Here is a 26,003-nt window from a genome sequence, read left to right on the forward strand (position 1 = left end):
AAGGTTGCGACTGCGGTGCTGCCGGCAGCGCAAACGCAATGCGCGGCCCTCGGCGAGGGCCGCGCATCATTCCGCGAAATGCGGTGATCTCAGGCGTCTAGGATCACTCGTCGATCCAGCCCTGTTCGCGATAGTAGCGCGCGGCCCCCTCGTGAAGCGGGGCGGACAGACCGGAGGTCACCATCTCCTGCGGATCGAGGTTCTCGAAGGCCGGGTGCAGGCGCTTGAAGCGATCGAAGTTGTCGAAGATCGCCTTGACGGTCTGGTAGACCACCTCCTCGTCGGTATCGGCATCGGTGACGAAGGTCGCGGCGACCCCGAAGGTCTCGACGTCATCCGGGTTGCCCTTGTAGAGACCGCCGGGGATGACCGACTTGGAGTAGTAGGGATGCTCCTCGACGATGCCGTCGATCGCCTCGCCGTTCAGCGGGATCAGCCGGGCATCGACGGTGGTGGTCGCCTCCTGGATGGAACCATTGGGGTGGCCGACCACGTAGACCATGGCATCGACGTTGTTGTCGGCGAGCGCCGCGGCCTGTTCGGCGGCATCCAGCTGGGAGGCCAGCGCGAAGGAGTCCTCGGTCCAGCCCTTGGCGTCCATCACCACTTCCATGGTGTTGCGCTGGCCGGAGCCGGGGTTGCCGATGTTGACGCGCTTGCCCTCCAGGTCGTCGAGGGACTCGATGCCGGCGTCGGCACGGGCCAGCAGGGTCAAGGGCTCGCCATGCACGCGAAAGACGGCGCGCAGATCCTCGTAGGGCTCGCCCTCGAAGTTGCCGGTGCCGTTGTAGGCCTGGTACTGCACGTCGGATTGCACCACGCCCATGTCCAGCTCGCCGGACTTGATGCCATTGACGTTGGCCACGGAGCCACCGGTGGACGGCGCGTTGCACTTGATGTCGGCATCCTCGAGGCGGTTGACCAGGCGGCAGACCGACTGGCCGACCACATAGTAGACCCCGGTCTGTCCGCCGGTGCCGATGGTGATGAACTGTTGCTGGGCCACGACCGGCGTGGAGAACACCGCGGCGCCGAGCAGAGCCCCGGAGAAGGCGGCGGCGGAGAAAGCATGGCGTTTCATTGACACACCTCTTGACATGTTGGGCATAGCGTTCGGGCGACGGTCCATCGTCAGCGACCGCCTGCGGCCGAACCGTACTCTTCTACTTTAGCGAAGAAACGTCTGTCTGATGAGGAATTTTTCTTTCCGTGTCAGTCTAGTTGCCGCCAACGTTTAAGGCGCGTTAATTTTCCCGCCGCCCGGACGGCCCGGGCCCGGCATGTCAGCCGGGCCCGGGAGCGGGGGTCGTCGCGGTCGCCTCAGGAGGCCTTGGTGATCAGCGCCTGCTTGGCGTCCTTAATGGCCGCGAACTCGGCCTCATAGAAGAAGGCCTCCTCGCCCAGCGCCGGTTCCAGGTGGTTGAGCCAGGTGGCCGCCTCGTCGTACCTGGCGAAGAAGGGCCGCTGCACCCAGTCCGCGTCGCGGCCCTGGATGAAGCGCAACACGAACACCTTCTCGCCATGGATCTCGGTCACGCCCTGGATCTCCACCTTGCCCGGATCGGCCGACATGGAAGGCCCGCGGGCGGTCCGCGCCAGGCCCGGCACCCGCTTCATCGCCTCGCGATAGATCTCCCACGCCTTGACCAGCGGCACCTCGAAGTAGTGACGAGCACCGGTATCGCGTTCCACGAACAGGTAGTAGGGGACCATCCCCAGACGCACCTGGGTGGTCCACATGCGTGCCCACTGCTCGGCATCGTCGTTGATGTGCTTGAGCAACGGCGCCTGGGTGCGGATCTCCGCCCCGGTGGCCCGGATGCGCCGGATCGCCTCGCGGCAGATCGGCGTGTCCATCTCGCGCCAGTGGTTGAAGTGCGCCATGAAGGCGACATGCTTGCCGGCAGCCACCAACTCCCCGAACAGCTGCAGGATATCCTCGGCGTCGGGGTCGGTGACGAAGCGATAGGGCCAGAAGGTCAGGCTCTTGGTGCCGATGCGAATGTCCTGCACATGATCCAGCGCCGGGGTCATCAGGCCTTCCAGGTACTGGCGCAGGTGCTTGGCCTTCATCACCATGGGATCGCCGCCGGTCATCAGCAGGTCGGTGACCTCGGTGTGCTCGGCCAGATAGCGATGCAGCGCCGTCGCTTCGCCGGAGGCGAACTTGAGGTCCTTGTCGCCGACGAACTGGGCCCAGCGGAAGCAGAAGGTGCAGTAGCTGTGGCAGACCTGCCCCTGGCTGGGGAAGAACAGCACCGTCTCGCGGTACTTGTGCTGCATGCCGGGCAGCGGCTCGCCATCCAGCAGCGGCAGGTTGAGATCCATCTGGCCGGCGGGATGGGGATTGAGCTCCTCGCGGATGCGCTCGATCACCGGCTTGAGCTCGGCGGGCGAGGCCTCCCGGGCCATCAGCGCGGCGACCTCGTCGTAATGGTCCGGCTTGAGCATGCCGCGCTGGGGAAAGGTGAGCTGGAAGACCGGGTCGTCGGGTACCCGGTCCCAGTCGATCAGCTCGTCGATCACGTACTCGTTGACGCGAAACGGCAGCACCTGGCTGACCACCCGCATGTCGAAGCGCAGCGCCTCGGGCAGTTGCTCGAGCGCCTCGATCTTGTCGAGCTGGCGATGGGTATAGACCTTGAACTGCCGGGCCTCGAAGGCTTCGGCACGGGGATCGCCGGGTTCCAGGGTCACACGCTGATTCATGCCATCTCCTCCGTTGTTCTGTCACGGCCGGCGCGGGATGCGTCCCATCGCGTGCCCCATCACGGGGGCGTGCCGTGGCCTGGGCAAGGGGCTGGTAGTGGTACAGCGCGAGAGGAGGAGTTGCAAGTATTTGCGCACAATTGCAACGAATGTCGCGGAAACATCGCCGTTTCGCAACTAATCGTTCAGGCCCCGCACAGCCGGGACACCTCGGCCGGGCCGCGCTCGGCGAGACGGGGAGGTGACGCGAGGCCTCGCGCCGGCACCAACCGCGATACGCTGGAAGGACACCCTGACGGACCCGTTGCGCCGGAGACGCCGCCATGAACCTGCTGGCTTGCCAGATCGCCATTCCGCGTACCCGCTGCCGCGACGATCAGCTCACCCACCTGCGCGCGCTGTGCCGCCGCCTGCGGGCGGCCTGTCGGGAGCGGGTACCGGACCTGATCGTGCTGCCGGAACTCTCCGCCCAGGAATACGGCAACGGTGCCTTCGCCTGCCTGCACGACCTCGACGATGACGGTCGGGGGCCGGTGACCGGGACCTTCGCCGAGCTGGCCCGCGAGCTCGGCTGCCACATCGCCGTGGGCGTGGCGCGGCGGGACGGTGATCGTCGCCATATCAGCCAGCTGCTGCTGGGTCCCGACGGGGACCTCGCCGGGGTCTACGACAAGCTGCATTGCGCCCAGTTCGGCGCCTCGGCGGAGGCCGCCCACTTCACGCCGGGCCAGCACCTGCTGGTCACCGAGATCGCCGGCTGGCGCCTGGGGGTGATGATCTGCTATGACCTGCGCTTCCCCGAACTCGCCCGACGGATGGCCGAGCTCGGGGTCGAGTTGATGCTGCATCCGGTGGCCTTCACCCGGGACTTCTCCTTCGCCAGCTGGCACGCCTTCGTCATCGCCCGGGCCATGGAGAACCAGTGCTACTGGCTGAGCCTGAACCGGGCCGGCGAGGCCTGGGGCCATTCCCTCCTCTGCCCGCCGCTGGTCGACGAGCAGCACCCGGTCACGGCGTTCGGCGCCGAGCAAACGCTGCGCTGGCTGCACCTGGACCGCACGGCCCTGGACGATGCTCGCAGGCGGCTGCCCCTGGCCCAGGACCGCCGTGACGACCTTGCCTCCCTGCGGACCTGGACACCAGACTGAGTGATGCCCCATCAGCGACACCGCGAGGCGATCGCGCCCCGACGTCAGCCACCGGGGGGCGCGGTGCTGTCGCGGATGACCAGCTCGTGTGGCAGCACGACCCGCGGTTCGACGTCACCGCGCGCCTCCAGGATATCGATCAGCATGTCGACCGCTCGCTGCCCGAATTCCTCGGCAGGCTGGGCGATGGTGGTCAGGGGCGGGTCGCTATAGGAGGCGAAATCAATATCGTCGAATCCCGCCACCGAGACATCTCCGGGCACGGCGAACCCGGCCTGCTTGAGGCGACTGATGGCCCCTATGGCCATCTCATCGCTCTCGCAGAAGACCGCCGTGGGGCGCAGGTCCCGCGCCAGCAGGGCTCCCGCCGCGTCATACCCCGCCCGCGGCGTGAAGTCTCCGGGGTACAGCAGGTCGTCGCTGGACGGGATGCCGGCAGCCTCGAGGGCATCGCGGTACCCTGCCACCCGGTCACGCGTCAGGGGGCTACGCCGCGGGCCCTGAATCATCGCGATCCGCCGGTGGCCCAGCGCGATCAGGTGCTCGGTGAGGGTACGCGCCGCCGCCCGGTTGTCGATCCTGAGCGTCGGGCAGGGGGCGTCGTCGAGCACCTCGCAGGCGTTGACCATGGGCAACGGCCGGCCCGGCTCGACGGCATCGGCGGGAAATGGGTTGAAGGCGCGCAGCTGGATGACCCCGTCGGCCTGGCGGCCGGCCACCATGCCGGCATACTGGATTTCGAGCTCCTCCCGGCCCAGCGTGTTGCACAACAACACGCCGTATCCTTGCGCCTGGGCCGCCTGCTGGATGCCGCCAATGACCCGGGCGAAGAAGGTATTGGCGATGGTCGGCACCAGCACCGCGAGGTTGTTGCTACGCCTGGAGCGGAACTGCACCGCCATCTGGTTGGGTCGATAGCCCGCCGTCTCCACGGCTTGACGCACCCTCTCGCGTGTCGCCGGCGACACGATATCCGGCGACTTCAGGGTCCGCGATACCGTCGCCACGGAGACTCCCGCCAACTCGGCGACCTTGCGTATATTGGACATGTGTCCTCATCTCGACCCCACACGCTCCGCCGCGCCCGGAGCGACTCGGCGGAAGTCACAGCTTATCGCATACGCCTGGCGAGTTCAGTGGCCCCCTTGGAGTTCCCTCACCCAGCTGTTGCGACAACTCACTTCCGCATCGTGATCCAGCCAGTTTCATCGGGGTAGCGAGTGCCGAAGACCACCCGCGAGTGATCGTCGATCGCGATATGAACCTACTCCCCCCCGCGCCAGGCGTGGCCTGCTGGCGATCGCCGGTGACCCGATGTCCGGGCGCGCGAAGCGGCCGAGTTTCTTGATGTCCAGGTACAGGAGCTCCCCCGGCGCATCATGCTCGTAGCGATTGTCGGGCCGGGCAGGCTCGAGGGCTGCCAGACGGTTCAGCCCCCCACGCGCCAGGAGTCGCGCGACCGTGCTGTGTCAGCAGCCCTGCCAATCATCAGCAATCAACTGCCTCACGTGGTGTAGTGATAACACAGGCATCGGGCAAGGAGTCAGCCTCTGGCGAAACCGCTATGACGGTGAATTCATCTATCTTGGGGAAGGCATCATTTAACCGCTCACTTAACGAAACCGCGGTAACCGCTTCAAGCTCGTCCATACTATTTTGCACGCGACCAGGATCTCCGCCGTCAAGTGTGTTGTGTAACTCGACACCCGCAAGATCAATCACGAAGTCATTGATTTCAGACAAATAGGCATTCAATGGTGCTTTTCGCTCGGCAACATCGTCCTCCAGCCCGGTTTTCTGGAACTTACTATACGCCTCGCGAACGACGCTCTCGGCATCTGCCATCTTACTCGTATCTACCTCCCCAGCCATGACGATAATCCGGTGATCACGAGTAAAATTATCCATCCCCGCTCCAAAAGAATAGCTTGCACGAAGATTCGTTCGCATTGCGTTGAACAATACACTTTGATCATCCCCTCCAAGTGCATTGATTAATAATACATCTTCAACCTCCCCTCCTTGCCGGGTGGGTGGAACTGGCGCCATGAAGGCAATGCTCGAAACTTCAGCTTCAGGCATATGAAGTAGAATACGTCGCGGCTTAAAGTCCGGAGCAACGTCCCTTGTCATACTCCGACCTTTCTCCGGCAGCCCTTCGAATAACGAATCAAGCGCCAGACCAGCTGCCTTAGTATCTATTTCACCTGCCACCGTGACCGCTTCAGGGGTAAGCGTAAACGTCTCGGCATGCCAAGCAAGGATGTCATCTCGTGCAAGTTCTTCAAACGCATCCAACTCGTACAGCGATAACGCATTACGCAAGGGCTGCTCACCGAATACCGCCCAGCGAGCCGCCTCGAACCCAGCAGCAGCAGGTTGCGAACGTTCTTCAGTAACGTTCTGCTCAACACCATCGCTGATTCGATTCAACCATGCCTGATCCAACAACGGCTCACGCAAGTGGGCATTGGCAATTTCGACCACTTCGCTGATGGCATCACGCTCAAAGACCAGTTCACCCACGATATGGTCGCTAGCCAAACCGTAGAGACTGCCATCCGCATTCAGGTCAGCCAAGCGCTCGCCTACCTCTCCTGCCGGGTACCCCTGAGCACCACCGGCAAGCATCAATTCGGCGCCAACCAGCGCCGCCGCCTTATTGGTATCCTCCCGGTAGGCCCAGTCAGTAGGCCAAGCCACATGAATAGCAACATCATCTCCTTCAGGCACATGAATCAACGTGTAAGGAATCCCACCAGGGCTGACTTCGCTGCTGGCAGAAGGAGTGCCTTCATTGCTTTCTTCCGAAGTACAAGCAGCAAGGCTGACAATGACGGCAGCCAGTGGAATGAGTCGAATCATTCGAATCTCTCCTCGGGGCCGATGAAAGCAACGGCAGTTCGCCCTTCCCCGGCTATTTCGTTGAGTAAGGTATTGATCGTTTGGTGAGAAAGGTTGCGCTTGAGGCGCTTCACATCAGATAATTGCAGTGGTTTGCGAAGTGCTGCGACTCGGTCAAGGACATAGTCAGCCATCCAGCGTGCACTTTCATCGCTGTCATCCCAGTCAGGCCAAAAATGTTCAAGACGGTTGAAAACACGGTTATAGGTCTCTTCAGGAATACCTGCGGCTGCGATCTCAGCAAGTGTTTCCTCGAATGCGTCTCCCATATCGATCAGTGACACTTCACGGTCAGGAGCGGCGGTAAAGCTTAACTCAATATGACGCTCGTCGATTGGCCAGACTCGCACATCAAAACGGCGTGCAATGGTGGCATCAAAGCGCAAGGGGCCAGCTAACCCTCCCGGCAAGTTGGTATCGAGGATATCCCGCAACAGCGTTGTGTGCGCCTCAAGCAGATCGAACGGTACAGGCTCGGGCAGCGCGACTACCTTTCGCAAGGTCAAACGCGGAGATGCACTCGCCTGGGGATAGCGCAGCATCGTCTTGGCTGGTGAGGCGAGCTCAAAGATTGGCGGCGCGATATCAGCATTCTCTTTTTCCAACTCAGGCCAGCCAACTCCTTGCAACGCTCGACTAACCTGCCGCTCGCTTACACCACCGGTCACCACCAGGGTGGCATTATCCGGCTGATGGGTAGCCTCGTGCAGCGCGCGAGCTTCGTCATAATCCAGTGTGCTGATGTCGTCTGGCGTGCCAATCACCGAGGACGCCATGGAATTATCAGCATAGAGAAACGCATTCATCGCTTCAGCCGCTTGTGCATCCGGCTTATCGACCATGTGTGATTCATATTCGCGCAAAATGATATCCCGCTCTGCGTCAGCAAACGCCACCGGAACCTCAAGAGGATCAAAAAGCCCCGAAAGGGTTTGCAATATTTCGTCCAGCTCTGCGGGCTTACCGGAAAGCCAATAGCCAACGGCATAAGGGCTCGTCCAGGCATTCGAATGCCGGTCTGCACCGCGCTGTTTGGCACCCATCGTGTTTAACCAAGCAAGATGTTCGACATAATGTGCAAGTCCAGGTGCCGAGGCTCCGTGCTCGATAATGACATGGGCTTGAACTTCCCTGTCCTCGGTGCTTTGGATATAGACGCTGCGCTCCTGACTTGAAAAAAAGACATTAAGAATCCAGAAGAGCATAGCCAGAGCGACAATGAAAACCACCCATAATCGTCCTCTTAGCACCTCCCTCATATCTTTCATTTATTAAACCATTTCCCCAAAAAGCCAAGAGCCACATATGTTGAGCACACTATCAAAAAAATTACAAAATTCTCTAAAGATAAAACCTGTTCGCCATTTTTATAATCAAGCAACATGAAAAATAACGTACAGAACAAAGCAGCCTTCAATCCACCACTTATATTTAAACTCATTTAACCTCCGGCTAGGAAACCATTAATCAATTGGTTATCTTTCGGTTAGAAGAACCGACCCAACCGCTGCGGTGTGGAGGGCAGCACTTCCTAATTGCTAGATAGACGAGAGAGGTGCCCCTCTCCCTTGGCATGTTTGGCTAAGAAATTAATTATCTATCTGCGCCGCCACCGTCAAATGCATCAAAACCTCCACCAATCGCTGCGCCAACAGCTGCCCGTGTACCACCAGCATATCCACCTATCGCTGTTGAAACGGCAATACGCCCGACTGTTCGCTGTGCCGGCGATGGCGGTCCGATGCGAGGAGCGTTATTTCCACCTTGGTTACCTGGATCACTCCCACCACCTGGGCCGCCATAAGGTCTACTGCTATACCTGCTCCTACTACTGCTACTACCGGCACCCGCACCTCCGAAGCTAGTCGTGCTATATAGGTCAGTCATAGATGTCTGATAAATATCTTTCATCTTTCATCTCCTTCTGGTTGCGGGTCGGATATGTCATCGTCGCCGCTGTCGTGATTTACTGGGTTTGGATACCCAGCGGCTGCACTGAGTGGAGAGACCACTACACCTTTCCACTCACTCCCTCGTACCGCTGATGGGAGAACTTTGAAGTCCCTCTTTTCTTTCGACGAAAATTCACCCCCGTCCACCGATTGATGCTATGCACCGAGCCATCATGGCGGCGGCGCAAGCTAGTGGCAACCTCGTTGGGAAAATGATGATGCGTCATATCGTGGAGTACTTCTCTTATATTTCCGTAAGGCGTTACCCAATCGTTAAAAAACAATCGGTCACCGCTAGCCCACTCTTCCTTGCCTAACGCACGCCCAGTGGCATGCACATCACGCTCAACTTGCTCCGAGAGCCAAGCCCAAGTCAACATAGCTGTTGGCCAACCCTCAGGAGTTACATAAAAACGCACCTGATTGCAGGAAAGTGGAGGTAAAATTTCCGTGCAGAAATAGTCGCCCAGTTCAAATTGCCGATGGCATTCAGACTGGGCCAGTAGTTCGAGCACATAACCGAGGCTTGTATAGTCGTCAACGCTTACCATATAAGCATCTCCTTGGAAGCGTTTCGCGTGTAACTAGCTTTAACACCTTTCGACGTGCTGATGTACTGCTTAAGCGCCCATCGCATATTAAAGCGTTGCCCCAATAGGGCAGTCTGGCGAGTAATCGTCACATTATTATCTACATCTGAACGCATCCATGTTGCGTATCCCACTGGCTTCCGCTCATTGTCCAGTGCAATAAAGGCGGTGCAATTTTCTAGATGTTTTAGAAGCTCCAGATAATAATCGCCAATATTCGCTCTAAATTCATTCTGGCCATAGCCAATATCAAGCAGCGCCATAACACCCAGGCTTCGATACGCATCGACTGCAGGCCATGCAGCATCAGGCTGCAACAAGGGTGGAAAGGAATTCCTAATATCCACGGCACTTTTGGCCAAGGCATCTATAGGTAGATATACCATGGCATCTCGACCACTTGAAAGAAAACTAAAAAGCCAATCCTTTTGCCCACTGCAATACATTTGCATGGCAGCCAAACGCGCGAGTGGGTAGTTTTGGTAATAGTGATAAGAAATATCCGGATGGTTCAGGGAATCCTCCAGCGCGTCGACACAACTCCCCAAATAAAAGTCGTTCTCGCCATACCATACATCCACTAATGCAGGATACAGATCAGGCAAATGCTCCTTAACGTGATCGAGGAGAAGCAACTCGCCTATAAACGCACAGGTTTCACGTCCAACCGGCGGCATCGTTTCGTGGTTCGATAGTAGTATCTGTAATGCGTGAGTTGTTTCGTGTGCAAGGCACATCAGGTCTTCAACTCGACCGTTCCAATTCATTAAGATGGTCGGTGGATCACCTCGACCTTTATCAACGGTATGGGGAACAACGCCCCGGCTGCTAAGGCTTTGATGTTCAACATTTTTGGACAGGAGGTGTTCTATTTCGCTTTTGTTGGCGAACGCCACTACGAAAGCAGGAACAACAATATCCCTGTAACACTCACATTGAAATTTCAATGCACTCATCGAATGATCTTGATCAGCAACTGCCACTCTACTGTGAAAGAGAGAGTGCGAGGGGGGAGGGATTTCAAGATTGTCAGTAAAACAATCGCAGATCACGCCTTGTACTTGGGAGGCGCTCAATCCATGAAGCGCAAGCCACTCGACACTTGTGTGCATTCTCTCTCCTTTACTCGTCCTTGAATAAATGAGATACAAATTGACAAGCTGATGTTTTTGCTTTTGTTTATCCACCCAGCTAGGTAAACAACAATTTCAAAAGCTAGCACTAATATAATAGATGCTCAAGAAGTCGATCCATAAAAATTTGCGGGTGGGCGGCTTGCTCCTCCTCCCGCACAGGAAGAACGCGCGAGCAACCGCTCTACGACGGGCCTCGTGGGGCTTTACCAATGGGATCTGCTGTGGTCATTCCGCATGGCCGACAGATTTATTCCCTATATGGACTGGATCTTCCATTTTCATGACATTGTGAAATCAATCATCGGCCGAGACGCGGCCACCTTCGTCGGCCGTGGGACTCCGCCGATCATCTTGCTGCGCGCAGGGTCAGCGACCTCGTGATGTCAGGCCAAGGCCGTCATGGAGTGCCCCCCTTCCGAGCCGCACAGACTATAGTGCAGCCATCATGACGACCGGATGACGGACGACAACCCGACCAAGCGATGGAGCGCCAGGGCCCCAACGCTCCGCAGCCCAGTGATGGCGACACGCCGCTGGATATCACCGATACGCCAAGACATTGGTCGCATAGCCCTTGGTCGGATTGACCGCACAGACACCGAATCTCTATTTTTGTCGAAATCCGGATGTAACCGGTTACATTGCCTCATCACCCATCACTTCGAGAGCTATCGATGTCCTCCACCCCAAGACTCCGCCTGGGCATGGTCGGCGGCGGCGAAGGCGCCTTCATCGGCCAGGTCCATCGCCTGGCCGCCAACCTCGACGGCCACTTCGAGCTGGTCTGTGGCGCCTTCAGCCGCGATGCCGACAACAACGCCCGCACCGGCACCGCCTGCGGCCTCCCCGAGGAGCGCCGGTATGCCGACTGGCAGCGCCTGCTGGACGGTGAACGCGCCCTGCCCGCCGACCAGCGCATGCAGCTGCTGGTGATCGTCACCCCCAACCACCTGCACGTGCCGATCGCCGAGGCCGCGCTCGCCGCCGGCTTCCACGTCTTCTGCGAGAAGCCCGCCGCGCTGTCGCTGGACGAGGCCCGCGGGCTCGAAGCCGCCTGGCGCGAGCACCGCGGCCTGTATGGCCTGGCCCACACCTACCTGGGCTATCCGATGGTGTGGCAGGCCCGCGCCATGGTCGAAGCCGGCACGCTCGGCCGGCTGCGCAAGATCCACGTCGAGTATCCCCAGGGCTGGCTCGGCGAGACCCTCGAGGCCCAGGGCAACAAGCAGGCCGGCTGGCGCACCGATCCTGCCCTGGCCGGGCCCAGCGGCTGCATGGCCGATATCGGCACCCACGCCTTCGGCCTGGCCGAGTTCGTCTCCGGCCAGCGCGTCGAGACCCTGTGCGCCTCGCTCGGCAGCCACGTCGACGGGCGTCGCCTGGACGACGACGGCGACGTGCTGCTGCGCACCGCCGAGGGCGCCAGCGGCACCCTGATCGCCAGCCAGGTCAGCACCGGCGAGGAGAACGCGCTGAAGCTGCGCCTCTACGGCGAGGACGGCGCCCTGGAATGGCGCCAGATGGAGCCCAACAGCCTGATCCACCGCTCGCGAAACGCCCCGATGCGCGTGCTGCGCGCCGGCATCGACCAGCCCGAGCTGGTCGACGAGGCCATGACGCGGCTGCGCCTGCCCGGCGGCCACCCCGAGGGCTATCTCGAGGCCCTGGGCAATCTGTATCGCGACGTGGCTGCGGCGATCCGGCGCGGCGACCGCGGCGACATCGCCGGCGTGCCCGGCATGGCCTCGGGGCTGCGCGGCATGGCCTTCATCGAGGCGGTCACCCAGAGCCAGGCCGGCGGCAGCCGCTGGACCCCCCTACCCTCCACCGACTGAACGGGAGCCTGCCATGAGCGACACCCCCTCCGGCATCCGCGGCCCGGCCATCTTCCTCGCCCAGTTCATCGGCGACGAGGCGCCCTTCGACGGCCTCGACGCCATCGCCCGCTGGGCCGCCGAGCAGGGCTACCGCGGCCTCCAGGTGCCGACCCACGATCCGCGCTTCATCGACCTCGAGCGCGCCGCCGAGAGCCAGGCCTATTGCGACGAGCTCAAGGCCCGCTGCGCCGCGGCCGGCGTCGAGATCAGCGAGCTCTCCACCCACCTGCAGGGCCAGCTGGTGGCGGTGCACCCGGCCTTCGACGAGCTGTTCGACGGCTTCGCCCCGGCCGGGCTGCACGGCGATCCCGAGGCCCGCACCGAGTGGGCCATCGCCCAGCTCAAGCTGGCGGCCAAGGCCAGCCGGCGGCTCGGCCTCAAGGCCCACGCCACCTTCTCCGGCGCCCTGCTGTGGCCCTTCTTCTACCCCTGGCCGCAGCGCCCCGCCGGGCTGGTCGAGGAAGGCTTCGCCGAGCTAGGCCGGCGCTGGCGGCCGATCCTCGACGCCTTCGAGGAGGCCGGTGTCGACCTGTGCTACGAGATCCACCCTGGCGAGGACCTCCACGACGGCGCCTCCTTCGAGCGCTTCCTCGAGGTCGTGGATCATCATCCGCGGGCCAAGATCCTCTATGACCCGAGTCACCTGCTGCTGCAGCAGCTCGACTACCTGGGCTTCATCGACCGCTACCACGCGCGCATCGGCATGTTCCACGTCAAGGACGCCGAGTTCACGCCCGACGCGCGCAGCGGCGTCTACGGCGGCTATCAGGGCTGGGTCGAGCGCCCCGGTTGCTTCCGCTCGCTGGGCGACGGCCAGGTCGACTTCAAGGGCATCTTCAGCCGCCTGACCCAGTACGGTTTCGACGGTTGGGCGGTGCTCGAATGGGAGTGCTGCCTGAAGGACGCCGCCCAGGGCGCCGCCGAGGGCGCGCCCTTCATCGCCGAGCACCTGATAACCCGCGCCGGCCGCGCCTTCGACGACTTCGCCGGCCAGGAAACCAGCCCGGCGCGCAATCGCCGCATCCTGGGCCTGGACCGCTAGAGACCTCTCCTGACAGGGCCACGACAACAAGCCTCACACGAAGGAAATCGCCATGTCTCTGCTACGCACGCGCTTGAGCCTGATGATGTTCCTGCAGTTCTTCATCTGGGGCGGCTGGTTCGTCACCCTGGGCACCTTCCTGGCCAGCAACCTGGAGGCCAGCGGCGGCCAGATCGGGATGGCCTTCGCCACCCAGTCCTGGGGCGCCATCATCGCACCCTTCATCATCGGCCTGATCGCCGACCGCTACTTCCACGCCGAGCGCCTGCTCGGGGTGCTGCACCTGCTCGGCGCGGCGCTGATGGCCGGGCTCTACCTGGCCGAGGACTTCGCGGCCTTCTACCCGCTGGTGCTGGCGTACATGATCCTCTACATGCCGACGCTGGCGCTGGTGAACTCGGTCTCGTTCCACCAGTTGCGCGACCCGACCACGGAGTTCGCGCCCATCCGCGTCTGGGGCACCCTCGGCTGGATCGTCGCCGGGCTCGGCATCAGCTACGTGTTCGCCTGGGACTCGGCCGCCGGCATCGACGCGGGCCTTTTGCGCAACACCTTCCTGATGGGCGCGATCGCCTCATTGGCACTCGGCGCGTACAGCTTCACCCTGCCCGCCACGCCACCCAGGGCCAGCGGCAAGACCGGCCTGCGCGATGTGCTCGGCCTGGACGCCCTGGCGCTGCTCAAGGACCGCAACTACGCGATCTTCTTCGTCGCCTCGGTGCTGACCTGCATTCCGTTGGCCTTCTACTACCAGAACGCCAACCCCTTCCTGGCCGAGGTCGGCGTGGCCAACCCCACCGGCAAGATGACCCTGGGGCAGGCCTCCGAGGTGCTGTTCATGCTGCTGCTGCCGCTGTTCATCGGCCGCTTCGGCATCAAGAAGACGCTGCTGATCGGCATGCTGGCCTGGGCGCTGCGCTACGCGATGTTCGCCTTCGGCGACGCCGAGGGACAGCTCTACCTGCTGCTGCTGGGCATCGCGCTGCACGGCATCTGCTATGACTTCTTCTTCGTCACCGGGCAGATCTACACCGACGCCAAGGCCGGCGCGCGGTTCAAGAGCGCCGCTCAGGGCATGATCACCCTGGCCACCTACGGCGTCGGCATGCTGATCGGCTTCTGGATCGCGGGCCGGGTTACCGACCACTATTCGCTGGCCGGCGGCGGCCACGACTGGCAGGGCATCTGGCTGTTGCCGGCGGTGTTCGCCCTCGCGGTGCTGGCGTTGTTCCTGATCGCCTTCCGCGAGCGCCGCTCGCACGCCACCGACGCGGAGAGGGCCTCCCGGGCCTGAGTCTCCTCCTCCCTTCCATCACGACCGGCACCCGCCCGCGGGCGTCGGTCGTTTCGCGCCTGGCGCGCCATGCGAGGGCCAGCCTGCCGAGCCCACCTTGACGAGGCCTTTGCAACCGTCGGGACCCTGTCGGGGTGCCTCAGCTTGCCACTCGGCGGCAGCCGCCGCCAAACTGGAGGGAGAGACGCTACCCCTGCAGCGCGGAGGCTATCATGACGACCCCTATCATCGAGTGCCGCCAGGGCGATATCGCCCGCCAGGACGACATGGTCGCCGTGGTCAACGCGGCCAACGCCCAGCTGCGCCCCGGCGGCGGCGTGGCCGGTGCCCTGCACCGGGCCGCCGGTCCCGAGCTGGCCGAGGCGGGCCGCCCCCTGGCCCCCCTCCAGCCGGGGCAGGCCGTGGTCACCGAGGCCTTCGGCCTGCCCAACCGCCATGTGATCCACTGCCTGGGCCCGGTCTACGGCGTCGACGAGCCATCGGACGCGCTGCTTGCCGCCTGTTATCGCCACGCCCTGCAGCTGGCCGAACGGCACGGCATCGAGAGCCTCGCCTTTCCGGCGCTGTCCACCGGCGCCTTCGGCTACCCGGCCGCCGAGGCCGCCCGCATCGCGCTCGCCACGGTGATGGAGACCCTCCCCGACTGTCCGTCGGTGCGCCGGGTGCGCTTCGTGCTGTTCGATGCCGAGAGCGCCGAGCTGCATCGCCGTACCCTGGCCAGCCTCGAGGATGGCGCCGGCTAGCGGCGAGCCGCCTGACCGGAGGGGCCCCGCCCTCCCGCGGGCCTAGACGTTATAGCCGAGCACCCCGGGCAACCACAGGGCGATGGCCGGGAAGGCCACCACCAGGGCCAGGGCGGCGGCCATGGCGACCACGAACACCAGCGCCCAGCCCAGGGTCTGCTCCAGGCGCACCCGGGCCACCTCGGTGGTGACCATCAGGTTGACCGCCACCGGCGGCGTGAACTGGCCGATGGCGATGTTCATCGCCATCAGGATGCCGAACCAGACGGGATTCCAGCCGAAGTGCTGCATCACCGGCACCAGGATCGGCATCATGATCAGGTAGATGGAGATGGCATCGAGCAGCATGCCGGCCACCAGCACCGCCAGCATGATCAGCAGCAGCAACAGGGTGCCGTCGTCGGACAGCCCGATCACCCCCTCGGCCAGGTGGCGGAAGGTGCCCAGCAGGGTGCCGGCCCAGGCGAAGATGCCGGCCAGCGAGATGATCAGCATCACCACGCCGGAAATCACCGCCGCCTCGCCGAACAGCTGCCAGAGGTCGCGCCAGCCGAGCTCGCGGGTCAGCCACAGGCCCACGATCACGCCATAGGTCACCGCCACCACCGCCGCCTCGGTGGGCGTGAAGAGCCCGCTGCGCAGCCCCCCCAGGATCAGCACCGGGGCGAACAGCGCCGGGATGGCCTGGCGAAAGCTCGCCCCGAGCGGCGGTCGGGCGAGCTCCTCCGGCGCCTCCCAGCGGTAGTGTCGTGACAGCCCCCAGGCCGGCACCAGCAGCGCCGCCCCGGCCAGCATCCCCGGGAACAGGCCGGCGGCGAACAGCGCGCGCAGGTCCACCCCCGGCACCACGATGGAATACAGGATCAGCGCCACCGACGGCGGGATCAGGATCGCCGTGGAGGCGGAGGCCGCGATCAGCGTCGCCGAGAAGGGCCGCGGGTAGCCGGCGCGGGTCATGCTGGGCAGCATCACCATGGCCACGGCCGCCGCATCGGCGGGGCCGGAGCCGCTCATGCCGCCCATGATCATGCACACCAGCACCGCCACCAGCGCCAGGCCGCCGTGGCGCGGACCGATCAGCGCCTGGGCGAAGCGCACCAGGCGCGCCGCCACCCCCGCGCGCTCGAAGATCAGCCCGGTGAGGATGAACAGCGGAATGGCGATCAGCGGGTACTTGGCAACGCTGTTGTAGGTGTTGGTGCCCAGCGTCGCCAGCATCGCGGGCGACAGCCCGGCGACGATGCCCGCGGCCCCGGCCAGCCCCAGCGAGAAGGCCACCGGCACCCCGGCGATCAACAGGCCGGCGAAGGCCAGCAGCATCCACAGGTCAGGACTCATCGTCGAGCCCTCCGCGCAGCCGGTCGAGGGTCTGCTGGCACTGGCGCCACAGCATCAGCCCGGCCAGCAGCGGCAGCCACACCAGATACCACCACTGGGGCAGCCCCAGGCCCGGCGACAGCGTCTCCCACTGGTACTCCTGCCAGGCGAGCTTGGCGCCGAACCAGGTCATCAGCCCCAGTACGACCAGGCCACACAGGCCCTGGAAGAGAATCAGCGCGCGCCGCGGCCCCGGCGGCAGGGCCCGCTCCAGCAGTCCGATGCGGATATGGCGATTTCGCCGCAGCGCCACCGAGGCCCCGGCGAAGGTCAGCAGCACCAGCAGGAACACCGAGAACTCCTCGGTGAAGGCGAAGGAGGCGTCGGTGATATAGCGCACCACCACGTTGGCCAGGCTGATCAGGCCGATGACCAGGATCGCCAGGGTCGCGAGCACGCGCTCGCCTCTTGCATCGGGACGTTTCATGACGAGGGATCTTGAGCGGTAGGGGAAAGACGACGGCGCCCGGCCGGGCCGGGCGCGCGTGGGCAGGGGGCCTCAGGGCGTGGCGATGTCGCGGCGGGCCGCCTCGACGATCGACTCGCCGATGCGCGGCACCCAGTCGTCGTGAACGCGCTCGGTGGCCTCGACGAAGGCCCGGTGCTGCGCCTCGGAAAGCTCGGTGACGGTGACGCCGCGCTCGCGGATCGCCGCCAGGCGATCGGCCTCCTCGGCGCGGGTCTTGGCGATCTCCCAGGCGCCCGCCTCGATGGCCGTCTCGCGCAGCATCTCGCGCTGCGCCTCGGAGAGCGAGTCCCACACCTGACGGTTGGCGGCGAACACCAGCGGGTCGTTCATGTAGTTCCACCGCGTCAGGTGGGTCTGACCGACCTGATCGATGCGCGCCACGTCGAACACCGACAGCGGGTTCTCCTGGCCATCCACGGCGCCGGTGGTCAGTGCCGGCTTGGCATCGGCCCAGCTCATCTGGGTGGGGTTGGCGCCCAGGGCGGTGAAGGTGTCCTGGAAGAGCGGCGAGCCCACCACCCGGATCTTCAGCCCGTCGAGGTCGGCCGGCTCGTCGATGTCGAGGCGGGAATTGGACAGCTGGCGGAAGCCGTTCTCGCCCCAGGCCAGCGGCACCACCCCCTTGTCCTCGATGGCGGAGAAGATCATCTCGCCGGCCTCGCCGCCGGTGACCGCGTCGACGGCGGCCTCGTCGGGCAGGAAGAAGGGCAGCGAGAAGAGGTTCAGCGCCGGCACCTGGGGCGACCAGTTGATGGTCGAGCCCACCGCGAGATCGATCAGCCCGGAGCGCATGGCCGAGAACTCCCGGGTCTGGTCGCCGCTGACCAGTTGGGCATTGGGGTAGACGCGCAGCGTCAGCTCACCGTCGGAGCGCGCCTCCACCAGATCGGCCCACTTCTGGGCGGCCTGGCCCCAGGGGAAGGCGTCGGGGAGCACGCTGGAAACGGACAGCTCGCGGGCCTGGGCGGTCAGCGCCGAGGTCAGCAGGGCGGCGCCGGCCAGGGTGGCGGCGAGTCGGGGCAGGGAGCGCATCGTCGGCATGGCGTGTCCTTGGTGGCCGCGTGGACGCGGCATTCGGGTTATCGGTTATTCGTAACACTCGAATATGCATGCAAGGCACCGGCCTCCACAAGGGGAGCGGCGCCCTGCCCCGATTGGCGCCGTTCCTCCACCACAAATGTATACAAACAACTATTGAAACAGTGCACATCAGTCTCTATAAATGTGTACGGCCGATGAAAATGGGAACACTCGACAACGCCCATTGTGTACAAACTCGAGGCAACACCGCCCGGTCCCGCGCCGCGTCCGGGCCAGCCTCGGGACGTCGGCCGCCTCCAACGACAACAACATCGGAGAACAAGATGCGCACCAAGACCACCCTCGTCCTCGCCACCGCCGCCGCCTCCCTGCTGCTCGCCCAGGGCGCCAGTGCCGCCCTCTACAGCACCACCAAGGTCGAGGCGCTCTACGGCTGGGACTATGAAGCCGAGGCCGGCGCCGGCTTCCCCATCGACACCGAGGAGCACGCCATCCTCACCGTCGCCAATGCCACGGGCTGGACCTACGGCGACAGCTTCTTCTTCGCCGACTTCACCAACCTGGACCAGGGCCACGAGGACGAGCAGGACTTCGGCAGCACCCATGCCGAATGGAACCTGCGCGGCAATATCGGCAAGGCTACCGGCCTCGATCTGGCCTTCGGCCCGGTGACCGAGCTCTACGTGACCGGCCAGCTGGATCTGGACCGCAACGCGGCGACCCGCAAGACCACCCACCTGGCGGGCCTCTCCGCCGACCTGGCGGTGCCCGGCTTCCGCTTCTTCAAGGTCTACGCGATGTATCGCAACGACGAGAGCGCCGCCGCCGACGGCAGTTCGGCGCAGTACACCGCGGCCTGGAACCTGCCCTTCCAGCTCGGCGGGGCGGACTTTTCCTTCGAGGGCTTCGTCGACTACATCACCGAGGAGGGCGACCTGGAGGCGCAGCTGCTGACCCAGCCCCAGCTGGTCTGGCATGCCACCGACAACCTCGGCATCGGCCTGGAGTACCAGCACTGGGAGAACAAGTTCGGCCTCGAGGACACCGACGAGTCGTTCCCCCAGGCCATGCTGCGCTGGACCTTCTGACCCGCACGCGACAGGGGCGGCCTCGGCCGCCCCTGTCGCTCTCCCCTCTTCTTGCCACGGCGCCGACCCGGCCTCGCGGCCCCGGGGTCAGCCGTCGCCCAGGGCGCGGTAGCGCGCCACGATGCTCGCGGGGGAATAGGGCTCGACGATCGTCGCCGGGATCGCCGGGGGATCGGCCAGCAGGTCGCTCACCGCGGCGCCGAAGGCCTCGACATCGTCGAGGGGCACCAGCCCGCGCCGGAGCTCGCCCTGCAGGATGTCCGACGGCCCCGAGAGACAGTCGGTGCTGACCACGGGGGTCCCGCAGGCCAGGGCCTCCAGCAGCACGTTGGGCAGGCCCTCGTAGTCCGAGGACAGCATCAGCAGGCGCGCCCGGCGCATGTAGGGGTAGGGATTGGCACGCGCGCCCAGCAGGGTGACCCGGTCCTCGAGCCCCAGGTCGCGGATCTCGCGCTCGACACTCGCCCGGTCGCCATCGCCGATCAGCACCAGCGGCAGGTCGGTACCGCTGGCCAGGTAGCCTCTCAGCAGCCGGTCGAGGCGTTTCTGCGTCATGGCCAGCCGGCCCACGTAGAGACAGAAGTCCCGCTCGGCCCATTGCGGCTCGGCGATGGGTTCCCGCATCAGGCCCTGCAGGCGCTCCAGTTCCATGACATTGGGAATCACCTGGACCTCAAGCGGGCGGCAGCCGATCGAGGCCAGGGAATGTCGGTTGGTCTCCGAGAGCACGATCAGCCGCTTGTTGCCATACAGCCGGCACACCTTGCGTCGCTTGATCCGGCGTCGCCAGCCCTGCTTGTTGGAGAGCAGTTCCTGGCGGGGATCGGAGCGAATGCACAACCAGGCCCGATCCGCCAGGCAGGAACGACTGACGACCTGATGCGCCTGGTGCAGGTTGGCCACCACCAGGTCGAAGGACGCCTCGTACTCGGCGAGGAAGGCATCCAGCCGGCGCGCATGCAGCCGGTAGCGATGCAGCTTCTCGCGCCGTCCGCGTGGCGTGAAGGGCACCACCCTGACCTCGGCGCCCTCGGGCACGTCCAGGCCCAGGCGCTCGGACAGGGCGATCAGGGTGACCGACACGCCCTGGGCCAGCATGGCCCGGGTCAGCTTGAGCACCGAGCGGGGCGCCCCGCCACTGGCCAGCTGATCGATCACGAAAAGCACTCTTTGCATGCCACTCCACTCCTCTGCTCATGCCACAGCCGCCCATGGTAACCCACCGCGCCGGCCAGCCCGACGGTGATCGGCCCGCGGCGTCCGCCCCGCAACACCGCGCGGCCCCCGGCGGCCATCTTTTGCTATGCTGGCGCCCTCTTCTCGCGATCGATCAAGGATGCATCTTGCCATTACGGGATCTGGCCCTGGGCCTCGGCGTCGTCGCCATCTGGGCGTTGAACATCATCGTCATCAAGCTCGGCGTGGCGGAACTGCCGCCGCTGCTGCTGACCACCCTGCGCTTCCTGCTGGTGGCCGCACTGCTGGTGCCCTTCCACCCGGTGGCCCGCCACCAGCTGCCCTTCCTGGCGCTGCTGTCGCTGACCTTCGGCACCCTGCACTTCGCCATGCTGTTCATCGGCCTGGAACAGGCCGAGGCCGGCACGGGAGCGCTGCTGGTCCAGATGGGCACGCCCTTCGCCACCCTGCTGGCGGTGCTGTTCCTCAAGGAACGGCTGGGCCCGCGTCGGCTGGCCGGCCTGGTGCTGTCCTTCGCCGGCATCGTCGTGCTGGCCGGCGGCCCGACGCTGCCGGCGCCGCTGCCCACCGCGCTGCTGCTGGTGAGCGCCCTGGGCTGGGCCATCTCCCAGCTGTTGATCAAGCAGGGCCCCAATGTCCCGCCCATGGCACTGGCGGGCTGGGTGGCGCTGTTCGCCACGCCCCAGGTGGCGCTGGGCTCCTGGTGGTTCGAGCAGGGCCAGGTCGTGGCCCTGGCCGAGGCCGGCTGGGCGGGCTGGGGCGCGGTCTTCTACACGGCGGTGATGTCGTCGATCCTCGCCTACGGCGTCTGGTACGGCCTGCTGCGCCGCCACCCGGTCAACCGGGTGGTGCCCATGGTGCTGCTGGTGCCGGTGCTGGCCGTGGGCCTCGGGGTCATGCTGCTCGGCGATGGCCTGGGGCCGCACAAGCTGGTCGGCGGCGGGCTGGTGGTGGCCGGTATCGCGCTGATCGTGCTGCGCCTGGGCCCCCGCAGGACACCCGCCGAGGCGTCGTCCTGATCCCTCAGCCATCCGCCGCCATGCCGGCGCGGCGACACTCGCCGCCATCGCCGGGCCAGCTGACGCAGTCGCCCGGCCTGACGCCCTTCTCCTCGAAGTAGCCGGCATTGACCTCCAGGGCGGCCCGATAGGCGGCGCCCGGCCGGGTCACCGGACAGTCCCGGGCCGCCTCGGCCATGCAGGGCTCCATGCGCTGGATCTCGAGGATTCGCCCGGTCTCGTCGATGAAGGCGATATCCAGCGGGATGCGGGTGCGATACATCCAGAAGCCGTTGCGCGAGGGCTGGGTCCGCTCGTAGAGGAACAACATGCCGGCGTCGGGGGGCAGGTGCTCGCGCTCCATCAGGCCCCGGCCGCGCTCGGCGAGGCTGCGCGCCACCTCCGCCCTCAGGCGAAGCGGGCCCGCCTCCCCATGCAGGGTCACCGGCACACTCGGCAGGCGCGGCTCCTGCGCCAGGGCCGGCGCTCCCCAGAGCGCCGCGGTGGGCAGCAGCAGCAGTGCCTGCAGCAGGCGGCGGCGGGTCGGGTCAGGCATCTCGGGCATGGGCAGGCTCCTCTCTGGACAGGCTGGCCTGAGGCATCAGGTGGATGCCGGAGGCCAGCAGCGACACGGTCGCGGTCTCGCCCCGGGCCAGGCCGTTGCGGCGGGCGGCATGGGTGGCGATCTCGAAACGCAGGGTATCGTCGCAGTGATCGAAGGCCAGCGCCACGGACGCCATGCCCCCCAGGATCGCCATCTCGCTGACCCGGCCGGTGACCGGGTTCTCCCGCTCCCCGCGGGACGGCCGGCCGCGGCGATGCAGGACGATGTCGGAATTCGGCAGGTACCAGGCCAGGCGTTGCCCCGGGGACAGCCCCTCCAGCCCCTCGGCCACCTCGAGCCGCCAGGGCCCCCACTGCAGCCGTCGCCGGCCCGCCTCGTCCGCCACCACGGTGCCGGCGAAGACGTTGTGGCGATCCAGCAGGCGCGCCACCTCGGGGGAAGCCGGCCGCCGGAACAGCGCCTCGGCGGGGGCCTGCTGCAGGCTGCGACCGGCATGCAGCACGCACAGCCGGTCGGCCAGGGCGGCGGCCTCGTCGAGGTCGTGGGTGACCAGCACGATGGGAATGCGGATCTCCTCGCGCAGCAATGCCAGCTCCCGCTGCAGGCGCCGCCGCGTGACCTGGTCCACCGCCGAGAAGGGCTCGTCGAGCAACAGGACGCGCGGCTGGCGGGCCAGCGCCCGGGCCAGGGCGACACGCTGGCGCTGGCCGCCGGACAGTTCGCCGGGCAGTCGGCCGCCCAATCCCTCCAGGCGCACCCGCGCCAGCCAGGCCTCCGCCACCGGGCGGCGCTCGGCGACGGGCAACTGGCCGAGCGCCACCATGACGTTGGCCCGGGCGTCGAGATGGGGAAACAGCGCGTAGTCCTGGAACACCAGCCCCACCCGGCGCTGCTGCGGTCGCGTCCAGCGCTGGCCGGCCGAGGCGAACCAGGTCTCGCCGGCACACCGGATGTCGCCCTCGGCCGGCCGGTAGAGACCGGCGATGGCGCGCAGCAGCGTCGTCTTGCCGCTGCCCGAGGGACCCACCAGCGCCAGCAGCTCGCCGGGCGCGCAACGGAAGGCGGCGTCGAGCGGGATCGGCCCCGCCTGGGTGACCCGCACCGTCAGGTCGCCGGTCTCAGTGTCCATGCCGTCGCCTCCTGCTGCGCCCGCTGAGCCCGTAGACCACGCCGATGGTCATGAAGGACACCAGCAGCAGCATGGCCGACATCAGTGCCGCGCCCTGCTCGTCGAAGGCCTGGACGCGGTCGTAGATGGCGATGGCGAGCGTGCGGGTCTCGCCATCGATGGCCCCGCCCACCATCAGGATCACCCCGAACTCCCCCAGGGTATGGGCGAAGGTCAGCGCCAGCGCCGAGACCAGCCCGGGCCATACCAGCGGCAGCTCGATGCGCCACAGGGTCTGCCAGGGCGAGAGGCCGCAGCACCAGGCGGCCTCGCGCAGGTTGGCGGGAATGGCCTCGAAGGCCCGCTGGATGGGCTGTACGGCGAAGGGCAGGTTGGCCACCAGGGAGGCCAGCAGGATGCCGCTGAAGGTGAAGTTGAGGGTCGTGCCGGTAAGCGAGGCCCAGACGGCCCCGAAGGGCGCCTGCTGGCCGAAGCTCTGCATCAGGTAGAAGCCCAGCACCGTGGGCGGCATGACCAGCGGCAGCGCCACCAGGGCCTCGCAGAGGGGACGGGCGCGAAAGCGGGCCAGCGCCAGGGCGCGCCCCAGCCACAGGCCCAGCGGGATCAGCAGCAGGCTGGTCAACGCCGCCAGGCGCAGCGACACCCACAGCGCCGGCCAATCCATCAGGAGGCGTCATCCCGCGCCGGAGGCTGGAAGCCACGGCGCGCGAGGATCGCCCGCGCCTGCACCCCCTGGAGCCAGGCGTAGAAGGCTCGGGCGCCCTCCCCGGCCCCGTCGATCAGGGCCATGCGCTGCACCAGCGGAGCGTGCCAGTCGGCGGGAATCAGCACATGATCGGCATGCTCGGCCACCCTCGGGGCCAGCGCCAGGGAGTAGGCCACCAGACCACCCCGGGCCTCGTCGGCCAGGGCGAAGCGGGCCGCCTGGGAGACGTTCTCGCCCAGCACCCGCAGGCCCGCCGTGGGTGCCCAGAGGCCGGCATGACGCAGCGCCTGGCGGGCCGCCACCCCATAGGGGGCATGCTCGGGGTTGGCCAGGGCAAGCCGCGGCCGCCCCGCGCCGTCCTCGAAGGCGGCGAGCGCCTCGCGTACCGCCTCCAGGGGTGCCTCGGCCGAGGGCAGCGCACCACGCCCCCTGGCCTGCAGCCAGACCAGCCGTCCCACGGCATAGACCCGGCTCGCGCCTTCGGTGAGGCCCGCCTCCTCGAGCACGCGCACGTTCGCTTCGTCCGCCGAGAGGAACAGTTCGAAGGGCGCCTGCTGGAGGATCTGGCGACTCAGGTTGCCCGAGGCACCGAAGTTGACCCGGACGTCGTTGCCGGTCTCGTCGCGGTAGGCCGCGACGAGTTCGGGGAACACGAACTGCAGCGACGAGGCCGCCGCCACGCTGGGCACCTCCATGGCCTGCACCAGGGGCGCCAGCCAAGGCAGCAGGAGCAAGGCCAGGCGGGCCGCCCAGCGTCGGGGATGCATCATGGTTCGCGCCTCTCGAATGACGTGTCGCCCAATACTGACCAGGCGGTCAGCCTTGTCAAGGCGGCCGACACGGCCTGCCCGCTGCCGGATGACCTCCGCGACCCGACGATCCGGTCACGGGGCGGGCGACGTGCCATGGCATGGCGAGAAGACGGCCGGGCCGAACGACTCGGCAGGCATTGTCATCCAGACGCGACGGAGGGTAAAGGCACCGACGGGGAAACCCGGCTCCGTCGTGATCCGGATCAGGCCTGCTCGGGGGCGCGGCCGAGGATCGACTTGAGATCGATGCGCGCCTCCCGGGGGCTCAGGTCGAGCAGCGCCTCGAGGCCGTTCAGGTGGTCGTGGATATCGCCACGCGCCGCCTCGGCATCGCCGGCCTCCAGGTGCGTCAGCAGGCGGCTATGGTCCCCCTCGAGATAGCAGGAGGCCAGTCCGGCGCGCTTGTAGAGGGCGATGACGATGGAGGTGCGCAGCACCAGGTCGGTGAGCATCGCGCCCAGCACGCGGTTGGGCGAGTGCTCGGCCAGCAGGTGGTGCAGGGTCAGGGAATGCTCGATCCGCGCCGGCTCATCCCCCCGCTCGAAGGCCGAGACCTCGCCGCGCGCCTGTTCGGCCAGGGCCGCCAGGGGCTCGGCCGGCAGGCGGCCGGCGAGCAGGGCGACCACCTCGCCCTCGACCAGGCGCCGCGCATCGAAGGTCTCGCGGGTCTCCTCGATGCTCGGGGCGCGTACCCGGGCCACCTGGTTGGGACGCTGGTCGATGACGTGCTCGGATGCCAGGCGGGTCAGGGCCTTGCGCACCACCGACCGGCTGACGCCGAACACCTCCCCGAGGGTCACCTCGGGCAGCTTGGTGCCCGGGGGCAGGCGCTGCATCAGCACCGCTCGGCGCACCTTGTCGACGATATCCCGGTCGCCGATGCGACGGTCGCTGACGCGTCCCTCGGCCAGCATCTCCGTGTGCCAGGCGTTGTTCATGGCATGTCTCTCCGCGTGGTTCTGGAAGAACCATCGCATGTTTTACACCACCTGACCACAGCATGACGAAACTTTTGTATACAATAAGCCCGCCATTCCCTCAGCGTTCCTGGTGTTCGGCCGTCACATCCAGGATCTTCAGGGTGTTGGTGCCGCCGTGGGCGTTCATGTGGTCGCCGCGGGTGAGGATCACGTGATCGCCCGGCTCGGCGATGCCCTGCGCCACCAGCAGCGCCAGGGCGCGGTCGTTGAGCTCGGTGGCGCTCATCGCGCTGGTGTCGAAGGGCA

25 protein-coding genes and 1 pseudogene are annotated in these 26,003 nt (G+C 65.6%); 7 read left to right on the plus strand and 19 right to left on the minus strand.

The window, feature by feature from the left end:
* Window positions 1–103: 103 nt before the first annotated feature.
* Window positions 104–1,081 (minus strand): TAXI family TRAP transporter solute-binding subunit, encoded by a 978-nt coding sequence (locus tag QWY76_RS17615; RefSeq protein ID WP_290312725.1) that lies wholly within the window; start codon window positions 1,079–1,081, stop codon window positions 104–106.
* 239 nt (window positions 1,082–1,320) lie between these two features.
* The gene (locus tag QWY76_RS17620) at window positions 1,321–2,709 is read right to left on the minus strand and encodes a KamA family radical SAM protein (protein ID WP_290312727.1); all 1,389 of its coding nucleotides are present in this window, start codon (window positions 2,707–2,709) and stop codon (window positions 1,321–1,323) included.
* A gap of 323 nt (window positions 2,710–3,032) precedes the next feature.
* On the opposite strand from QWY76_RS17620, the gene QWY76_RS17625 reads away from it, so the two are divergent.
* The gene (locus QWY76_RS17625; protein WP_290312729.1) at window positions 3,033–3,857 is read left to right on the plus strand and encodes a carbon-nitrogen hydrolase family protein; all 825 of its coding nucleotides are present in this window, start codon (window positions 3,033–3,035) and stop codon (window positions 3,855–3,857) included.
* A gap of 44 nt (window positions 3,858–3,901) precedes the next feature.
* Here the strand turns inward: QWY76_RS17625 and QWY76_RS17630 are convergent, their stop codons facing one another.
* From QWY76_RS17630 to QWY76_RS17660, 7 genes and pseudogenes are all read right to left on the minus strand, one after another.
* Window positions 3,902–4,906: a LacI family DNA-binding transcriptional regulator gene (locus QWY76_RS17630; RefSeq protein WP_290312733.1), complete on the minus strand. Its 1,005-nt coding sequence runs from the start codon at window positions 4,904–4,906 to the stop codon at window positions 3,902–3,904.
* Between the two features lie 149 nt (window positions 4,907–5,055).
* Window positions 5,056–5,326, minus strand: a pseudogene (locus QWY76_RS17635) (IS481 family transposase); the annotation flags it as partial.
* 19 nt (window positions 5,327–5,345) lie between these two features.
* Window positions 5,346–6,722, minus strand: coding sequence for a M16 family metallopeptidase (locus tag QWY76_RS17640; RefSeq protein ID WP_290312735.1), 1,377 nt, complete (start codon window positions 6,720–6,722; stop codon window positions 5,346–5,348).
* Entirely contained in the window at window positions 6,719–8,029 is a 1,311-nt protein-coding gene (locus QWY76_RS17645; protein WP_290312738.1) for a M16 family metallopeptidase, read from the minus strand. Before QWY76_RS17645 ends, QWY76_RS17640 begins: the two co-directional genes overlap by 4 nt.
* Entirely contained in the window at window positions 8,026–8,202 is a 177-nt protein-coding gene (locus tag QWY76_RS17650; protein ID WP_290312740.1) for a hypothetical protein, read from the minus strand. Before QWY76_RS17650 ends, QWY76_RS17645 begins: the two co-directional genes overlap by 4 nt.
* A gap of 570 nt (window positions 8,203–8,772) precedes the next feature.
* Window positions 8,773–9,264 (minus strand): toxin-activating lysine-acyltransferase, encoded by a 492-nt coding sequence (locus QWY76_RS17655; RefSeq protein ID WP_290312743.1) that lies wholly within the window; start codon window positions 9,262–9,264, stop codon window positions 8,773–8,775.
* Window positions 9,258–10,415: a hypothetical protein gene (locus tag QWY76_RS17660; RefSeq protein ID WP_290312745.1), complete on the minus strand. Its 1,158-nt coding sequence runs from the start codon at window positions 10,413–10,415 to the stop codon at window positions 9,258–9,260. Before QWY76_RS17660 ends, QWY76_RS17655 begins: the two co-directional genes overlap by 7 nt.
* Before the next feature lie 698 nt (window positions 10,416–11,113).
* On the opposite strand from QWY76_RS17660, the gene QWY76_RS17665 reads away from it, so the two are divergent.
* The 4 genes from QWY76_RS17665 (at window position 11,114) to QWY76_RS17680 (ending at window position 15,395) form a co-directional block, all read left to right on the plus strand.
* The gene (locus QWY76_RS17665) at window positions 11,114–12,274 is read left to right on the plus strand and encodes a Gfo/Idh/MocA family protein (RefSeq protein WP_290312747.1); all 1,161 of its coding nucleotides are present in this window, start codon (window positions 11,114–11,116) and stop codon (window positions 12,272–12,274) included.
* 13 nt (window positions 12,275–12,287) lie between these two features.
* Complete coding sequence (locus tag QWY76_RS17670; protein WP_290312750.1) at window positions 12,288–13,358, plus strand: sugar phosphate isomerase/epimerase family protein; 1,071 nt, start codon at window positions 12,288–12,290, stop codon at window positions 13,356–13,358.
* Window positions 13,359–13,410: 52 nt separating this feature from the next.
* Window positions 13,411–14,652 (plus strand): nucleoside permease, encoded by a 1,242-nt coding sequence (locus QWY76_RS17675; RefSeq protein ID WP_290312753.1) that lies wholly within the window; start codon window positions 13,411–13,413, stop codon window positions 14,650–14,652.
* A 212-nt stretch (window positions 14,653–14,864) separates the two neighbouring features.
* Window positions 14,865–15,395, plus strand: coding sequence for a macro domain-containing protein (locus QWY76_RS17680; protein ID WP_290312754.1), 531 nt, complete (start codon window positions 14,865–14,867; stop codon window positions 15,393–15,395).
* Window positions 15,396–15,437: 42 nt separating this feature from the next.
* On the opposite strand, the gene QWY76_RS17685 is transcribed toward QWY76_RS17680, so the two are convergent.
* The 3 genes from QWY76_RS17685 to QWY76_RS17695 form a co-directional block, all read right to left on the minus strand.
* Entirely contained in the window at window positions 15,438–16,733 is a 1,296-nt protein-coding gene (locus QWY76_RS17685) for a TRAP transporter large permease (RefSeq protein WP_290312756.1), read from the minus strand.
* Window positions 16,723–17,199, minus strand: coding sequence for a TRAP transporter small permease (locus QWY76_RS17690; RefSeq protein WP_290312759.1), 477 nt, complete (start codon window positions 17,197–17,199; stop codon window positions 16,723–16,725). Before QWY76_RS17690 ends, QWY76_RS17685 begins: the two co-directional genes overlap by 11 nt.
* Before the next feature lie 72 nt (window positions 17,200–17,271).
* Entirely contained in the window at window positions 17,272–18,282 is a 1,011-nt protein-coding gene (locus QWY76_RS17695; protein ID WP_290312761.1) for a DctP family TRAP transporter solute-binding subunit, read from the minus strand.
* Between the two features lie 323 nt (window positions 18,283–18,605).
* Here QWY76_RS17695 and QWY76_RS17700 point away from each other — a divergent pair, with 323 nt between their 5' ends.
* Window positions 18,606–19,370 carry an outer membrane protein OmpK gene (locus tag QWY76_RS17700; protein WP_290312763.1) on the plus strand — a complete coding sequence of 255 codons (765 nt, stop codon included), beginning with the start codon at window positions 18,606–18,608 and terminating at the stop codon, window positions 19,368–19,370.
* An 87-nt stretch (window positions 19,371–19,457) separates the two neighbouring features.
* Here QWY76_RS17700 and QWY76_RS17705 read toward each other — a convergent pair whose 3' ends face one another.
* The gene (locus QWY76_RS17705; RefSeq protein WP_290312764.1) at window positions 19,458–20,546 is read right to left on the minus strand and encodes a glycosyltransferase; all 1,089 of its coding nucleotides are present in this window, start codon (window positions 20,544–20,546) and stop codon (window positions 19,458–19,460) included.
* Between the two features lie 167 nt (window positions 20,547–20,713).
* Between QWY76_RS17705 and QWY76_RS17710 the strand changes: the two genes are divergently transcribed.
* A complete protein-coding gene (locus QWY76_RS17710) occupies window positions 20,714–21,586 on the plus strand; it encodes a DMT family transporter (RefSeq protein ID WP_290312766.1) in 873 nt (290 codons plus the stop codon).
* 4 nt (window positions 21,587–21,590) lie between these two features.
* Here QWY76_RS17710 and QWY76_RS17715 read toward each other — a convergent pair whose 3' ends face one another.
* From QWY76_RS17715 to QWY76_RS17740, 6 genes are all read right to left on the minus strand, one after another.
* The gene (locus QWY76_RS17715; protein ID WP_290312767.1) at window positions 21,591–22,130 is read right to left on the minus strand and encodes a DUF192 domain-containing protein; all 540 of its coding nucleotides are present in this window, start codon (window positions 22,128–22,130) and stop codon (window positions 21,591–21,593) included.
* Window positions 22,114–23,259, minus strand: coding sequence for an ABC transporter ATP-binding protein (locus QWY76_RS17720; RefSeq protein ID WP_290312769.1), 1,146 nt, complete (start codon window positions 23,257–23,259; stop codon window positions 22,114–22,116). Before QWY76_RS17720 ends, QWY76_RS17715 begins: the two co-directional genes overlap by 17 nt.
* The gene (modB, locus tag QWY76_RS17725) at window positions 23,249–23,923 is read right to left on the minus strand and encodes a molybdate ABC transporter permease subunit (protein ID WP_290312771.1); all 675 of its coding nucleotides are present in this window, start codon (window positions 23,921–23,923) and stop codon (window positions 23,249–23,251) included. The genes QWY76_RS17720 and modB overlap by 11 nt, the downstream gene beginning before the upstream one ends.
* A complete protein-coding gene (gene modA, locus QWY76_RS17730; protein WP_290312773.1) occupies window positions 23,923–24,735 on the minus strand; it encodes a molybdate ABC transporter substrate-binding protein in 813 nt (270 codons plus the stop codon). Before modA ends, modB begins: the two co-directional genes overlap by 1 nt.
* A 245-nt stretch (window positions 24,736–24,980) precedes the next feature.
* The gene (locus QWY76_RS17735; RefSeq protein ID WP_290312775.1) at window positions 24,981–25,715 is read right to left on the minus strand and encodes a GntR family transcriptional regulator; all 735 of its coding nucleotides are present in this window, start codon (window positions 25,713–25,715) and stop codon (window positions 24,981–24,983) included.
* A gap of 100 nt (window positions 25,716–25,815) precedes the next feature.
* A partial coding sequence (locus tag QWY76_RS17740; protein WP_290312778.1) for a pyruvate kinase alpha/beta domain-containing protein occupies window positions 25,816–26,003 on the minus strand: 188 nt, incomplete at its 5' end.

It is taken from the genome of Halomonas maura, from assembly GCF_030409305.1.
GTDB lineage: Bacteria > Pseudomonadota > Gammaproteobacteria > Pseudomonadales > Halomonadaceae > Halomonas > Halomonas maura.

What these genes read in the sequence shown, in the direction of transcription:
- QWY76_RS17630 (WP_290312733.1), bottom strand. Translation starts at nt 4,906, where the DNA reads ATGTCCAATATACGCAAGGTCGCCGAGTTGGCGGGAGTCTCCGTGGCG.
- QWY76_RS17680 (WP_290312754.1), top strand. Translation starts at nt 14,865, where the DNA reads ATGACGACCCCTATCATCGAGTGCCGCCAGGGCGATATCGCCCGCCAG.
- QWY76_RS17620 (WP_290312727.1), bottom strand. Translation starts at nt 2,709, where the DNA reads ATGAATCAGCGTGTGACCCTGGAACCCGGCGATCCCCGTGCCGAAGCC.
- QWY76_RS17670 (WP_290312750.1), top strand. Translation starts at nt 12,288, where the DNA reads ATGAGCGACACCCCCTCCGGCATCCGCGGCCCGGCCATCTTCCTCGCC.
- QWY76_RS17685 (WP_290312756.1), bottom strand. Translation starts at nt 16,733, where the DNA reads ATGAGTCCTGACCTGTGGATGCTGCTGGCCTTCGCCGGCCTGTTGATC.
- QWY76_RS17660 (WP_290312745.1), bottom strand. Translation starts at nt 10,415, where the DNA reads ATGCACACAAGTGTCGAGTGGCTTGCGCTTCATGGATTGAGCGCCTCC.
- QWY76_RS17665 (WP_290312747.1), top strand. Translation starts at nt 11,114, where the DNA reads ATGTCCTCCACCCCAAGACTCCGCCTGGGCATGGTCGGCGGCGGCGAA.
- QWY76_RS17650 (WP_290312740.1), bottom strand. Translation starts at nt 8,202, where the DNA reads ATGAGTTTAAATATAAGTGGTGGATTGAAGGCTGCTTTGTTCTGTACG.
- QWY76_RS17640 (WP_290312735.1), bottom strand. Translation starts at nt 6,722, where the DNA reads ATGATTCGACTCATTCCACTGGCTGCCGTCATTGTCAGCCTTGCTGCT.
- QWY76_RS17700 (WP_290312763.1), top strand. Translation starts at nt 18,606, where the DNA reads ATGCGCACCAAGACCACCCTCGTCCTCGCCACCGCCGCCGCCTCCCTG.
- QWY76_RS17690 (WP_290312759.1), bottom strand. Translation starts at nt 17,199, where the DNA reads ATGAAACGTCCCGATGCAAGAGGCGAGCGCGTGCTCGCGACCCTGGCG.
- QWY76_RS17675 (WP_290312753.1), top strand. Translation starts at nt 13,411, where the DNA reads ATGTCTCTGCTACGCACGCGCTTGAGCCTGATGATGTTCCTGCAGTTC.
- QWY76_RS17655 (WP_290312743.1), bottom strand. Translation starts at nt 9,264, where the DNA reads ATGGTAAGCGTTGACGACTATACAAGCCTCGGTTATGTGCTCGAACTA.
- QWY76_RS17735 (WP_290312775.1), bottom strand. Translation starts at nt 25,715, where the DNA reads ATGAACAACGCCTGGCACACGGAGATGCTGGCCGAGGGACGCGTCAGC.
- QWY76_RS17705 (WP_290312764.1), bottom strand. Translation starts at nt 20,546, where the DNA reads ATGCAAAGAGTGCTTTTCGTGATCGATCAGCTGGCCAGTGGCGGGGCG.
- QWY76_RS17615 (WP_290312725.1), bottom strand. Translation starts at nt 1,081, where the DNA reads ATGAAACGCCATGCTTTCTCCGCCGCCGCCTTCTCCGGGGCTCTGCTC.
- QWY76_RS17720 (WP_290312769.1), bottom strand. Translation starts at nt 23,259, where the DNA reads ATGGACACTGAGACCGGCGACCTGACGGTGCGGGTCACCCAGGCGGGG.
- modA (WP_290312773.1), bottom strand. Translation starts at nt 24,735, where the DNA reads ATGATGCATCCCCGACGCTGGGCGGCCCGCCTGGCCTTGCTCCTGCTG.
- QWY76_RS17715 (WP_290312767.1), bottom strand. Translation starts at nt 22,130, where the DNA reads ATGCCCGAGATGCCTGACCCGACCCGCCGCCGCCTGCTGCAGGCACTG.
- modB (WP_290312771.1), bottom strand. Translation starts at nt 23,923, where the DNA reads ATGGATTGGCCGGCGCTGTGGGTGTCGCTGCGCCTGGCGGCGTTGACC.
- QWY76_RS17625 (WP_290312729.1), top strand. Translation starts at nt 3,033, where the DNA reads ATGAACCTGCTGGCTTGCCAGATCGCCATTCCGCGTACCCGCTGCCGC.
- QWY76_RS17695 (WP_290312761.1), bottom strand. Translation starts at nt 18,282, where the DNA reads ATGCCGACGATGCGCTCCCTGCCCCGACTCGCCGCCACCCTGGCCGGC.
- QWY76_RS17645 (WP_290312738.1), bottom strand. Translation starts at nt 8,029, where the DNA reads ATGAAAGATATGAGGGAGGTGCTAAGAGGACGATTATGGGTGGTTTTC.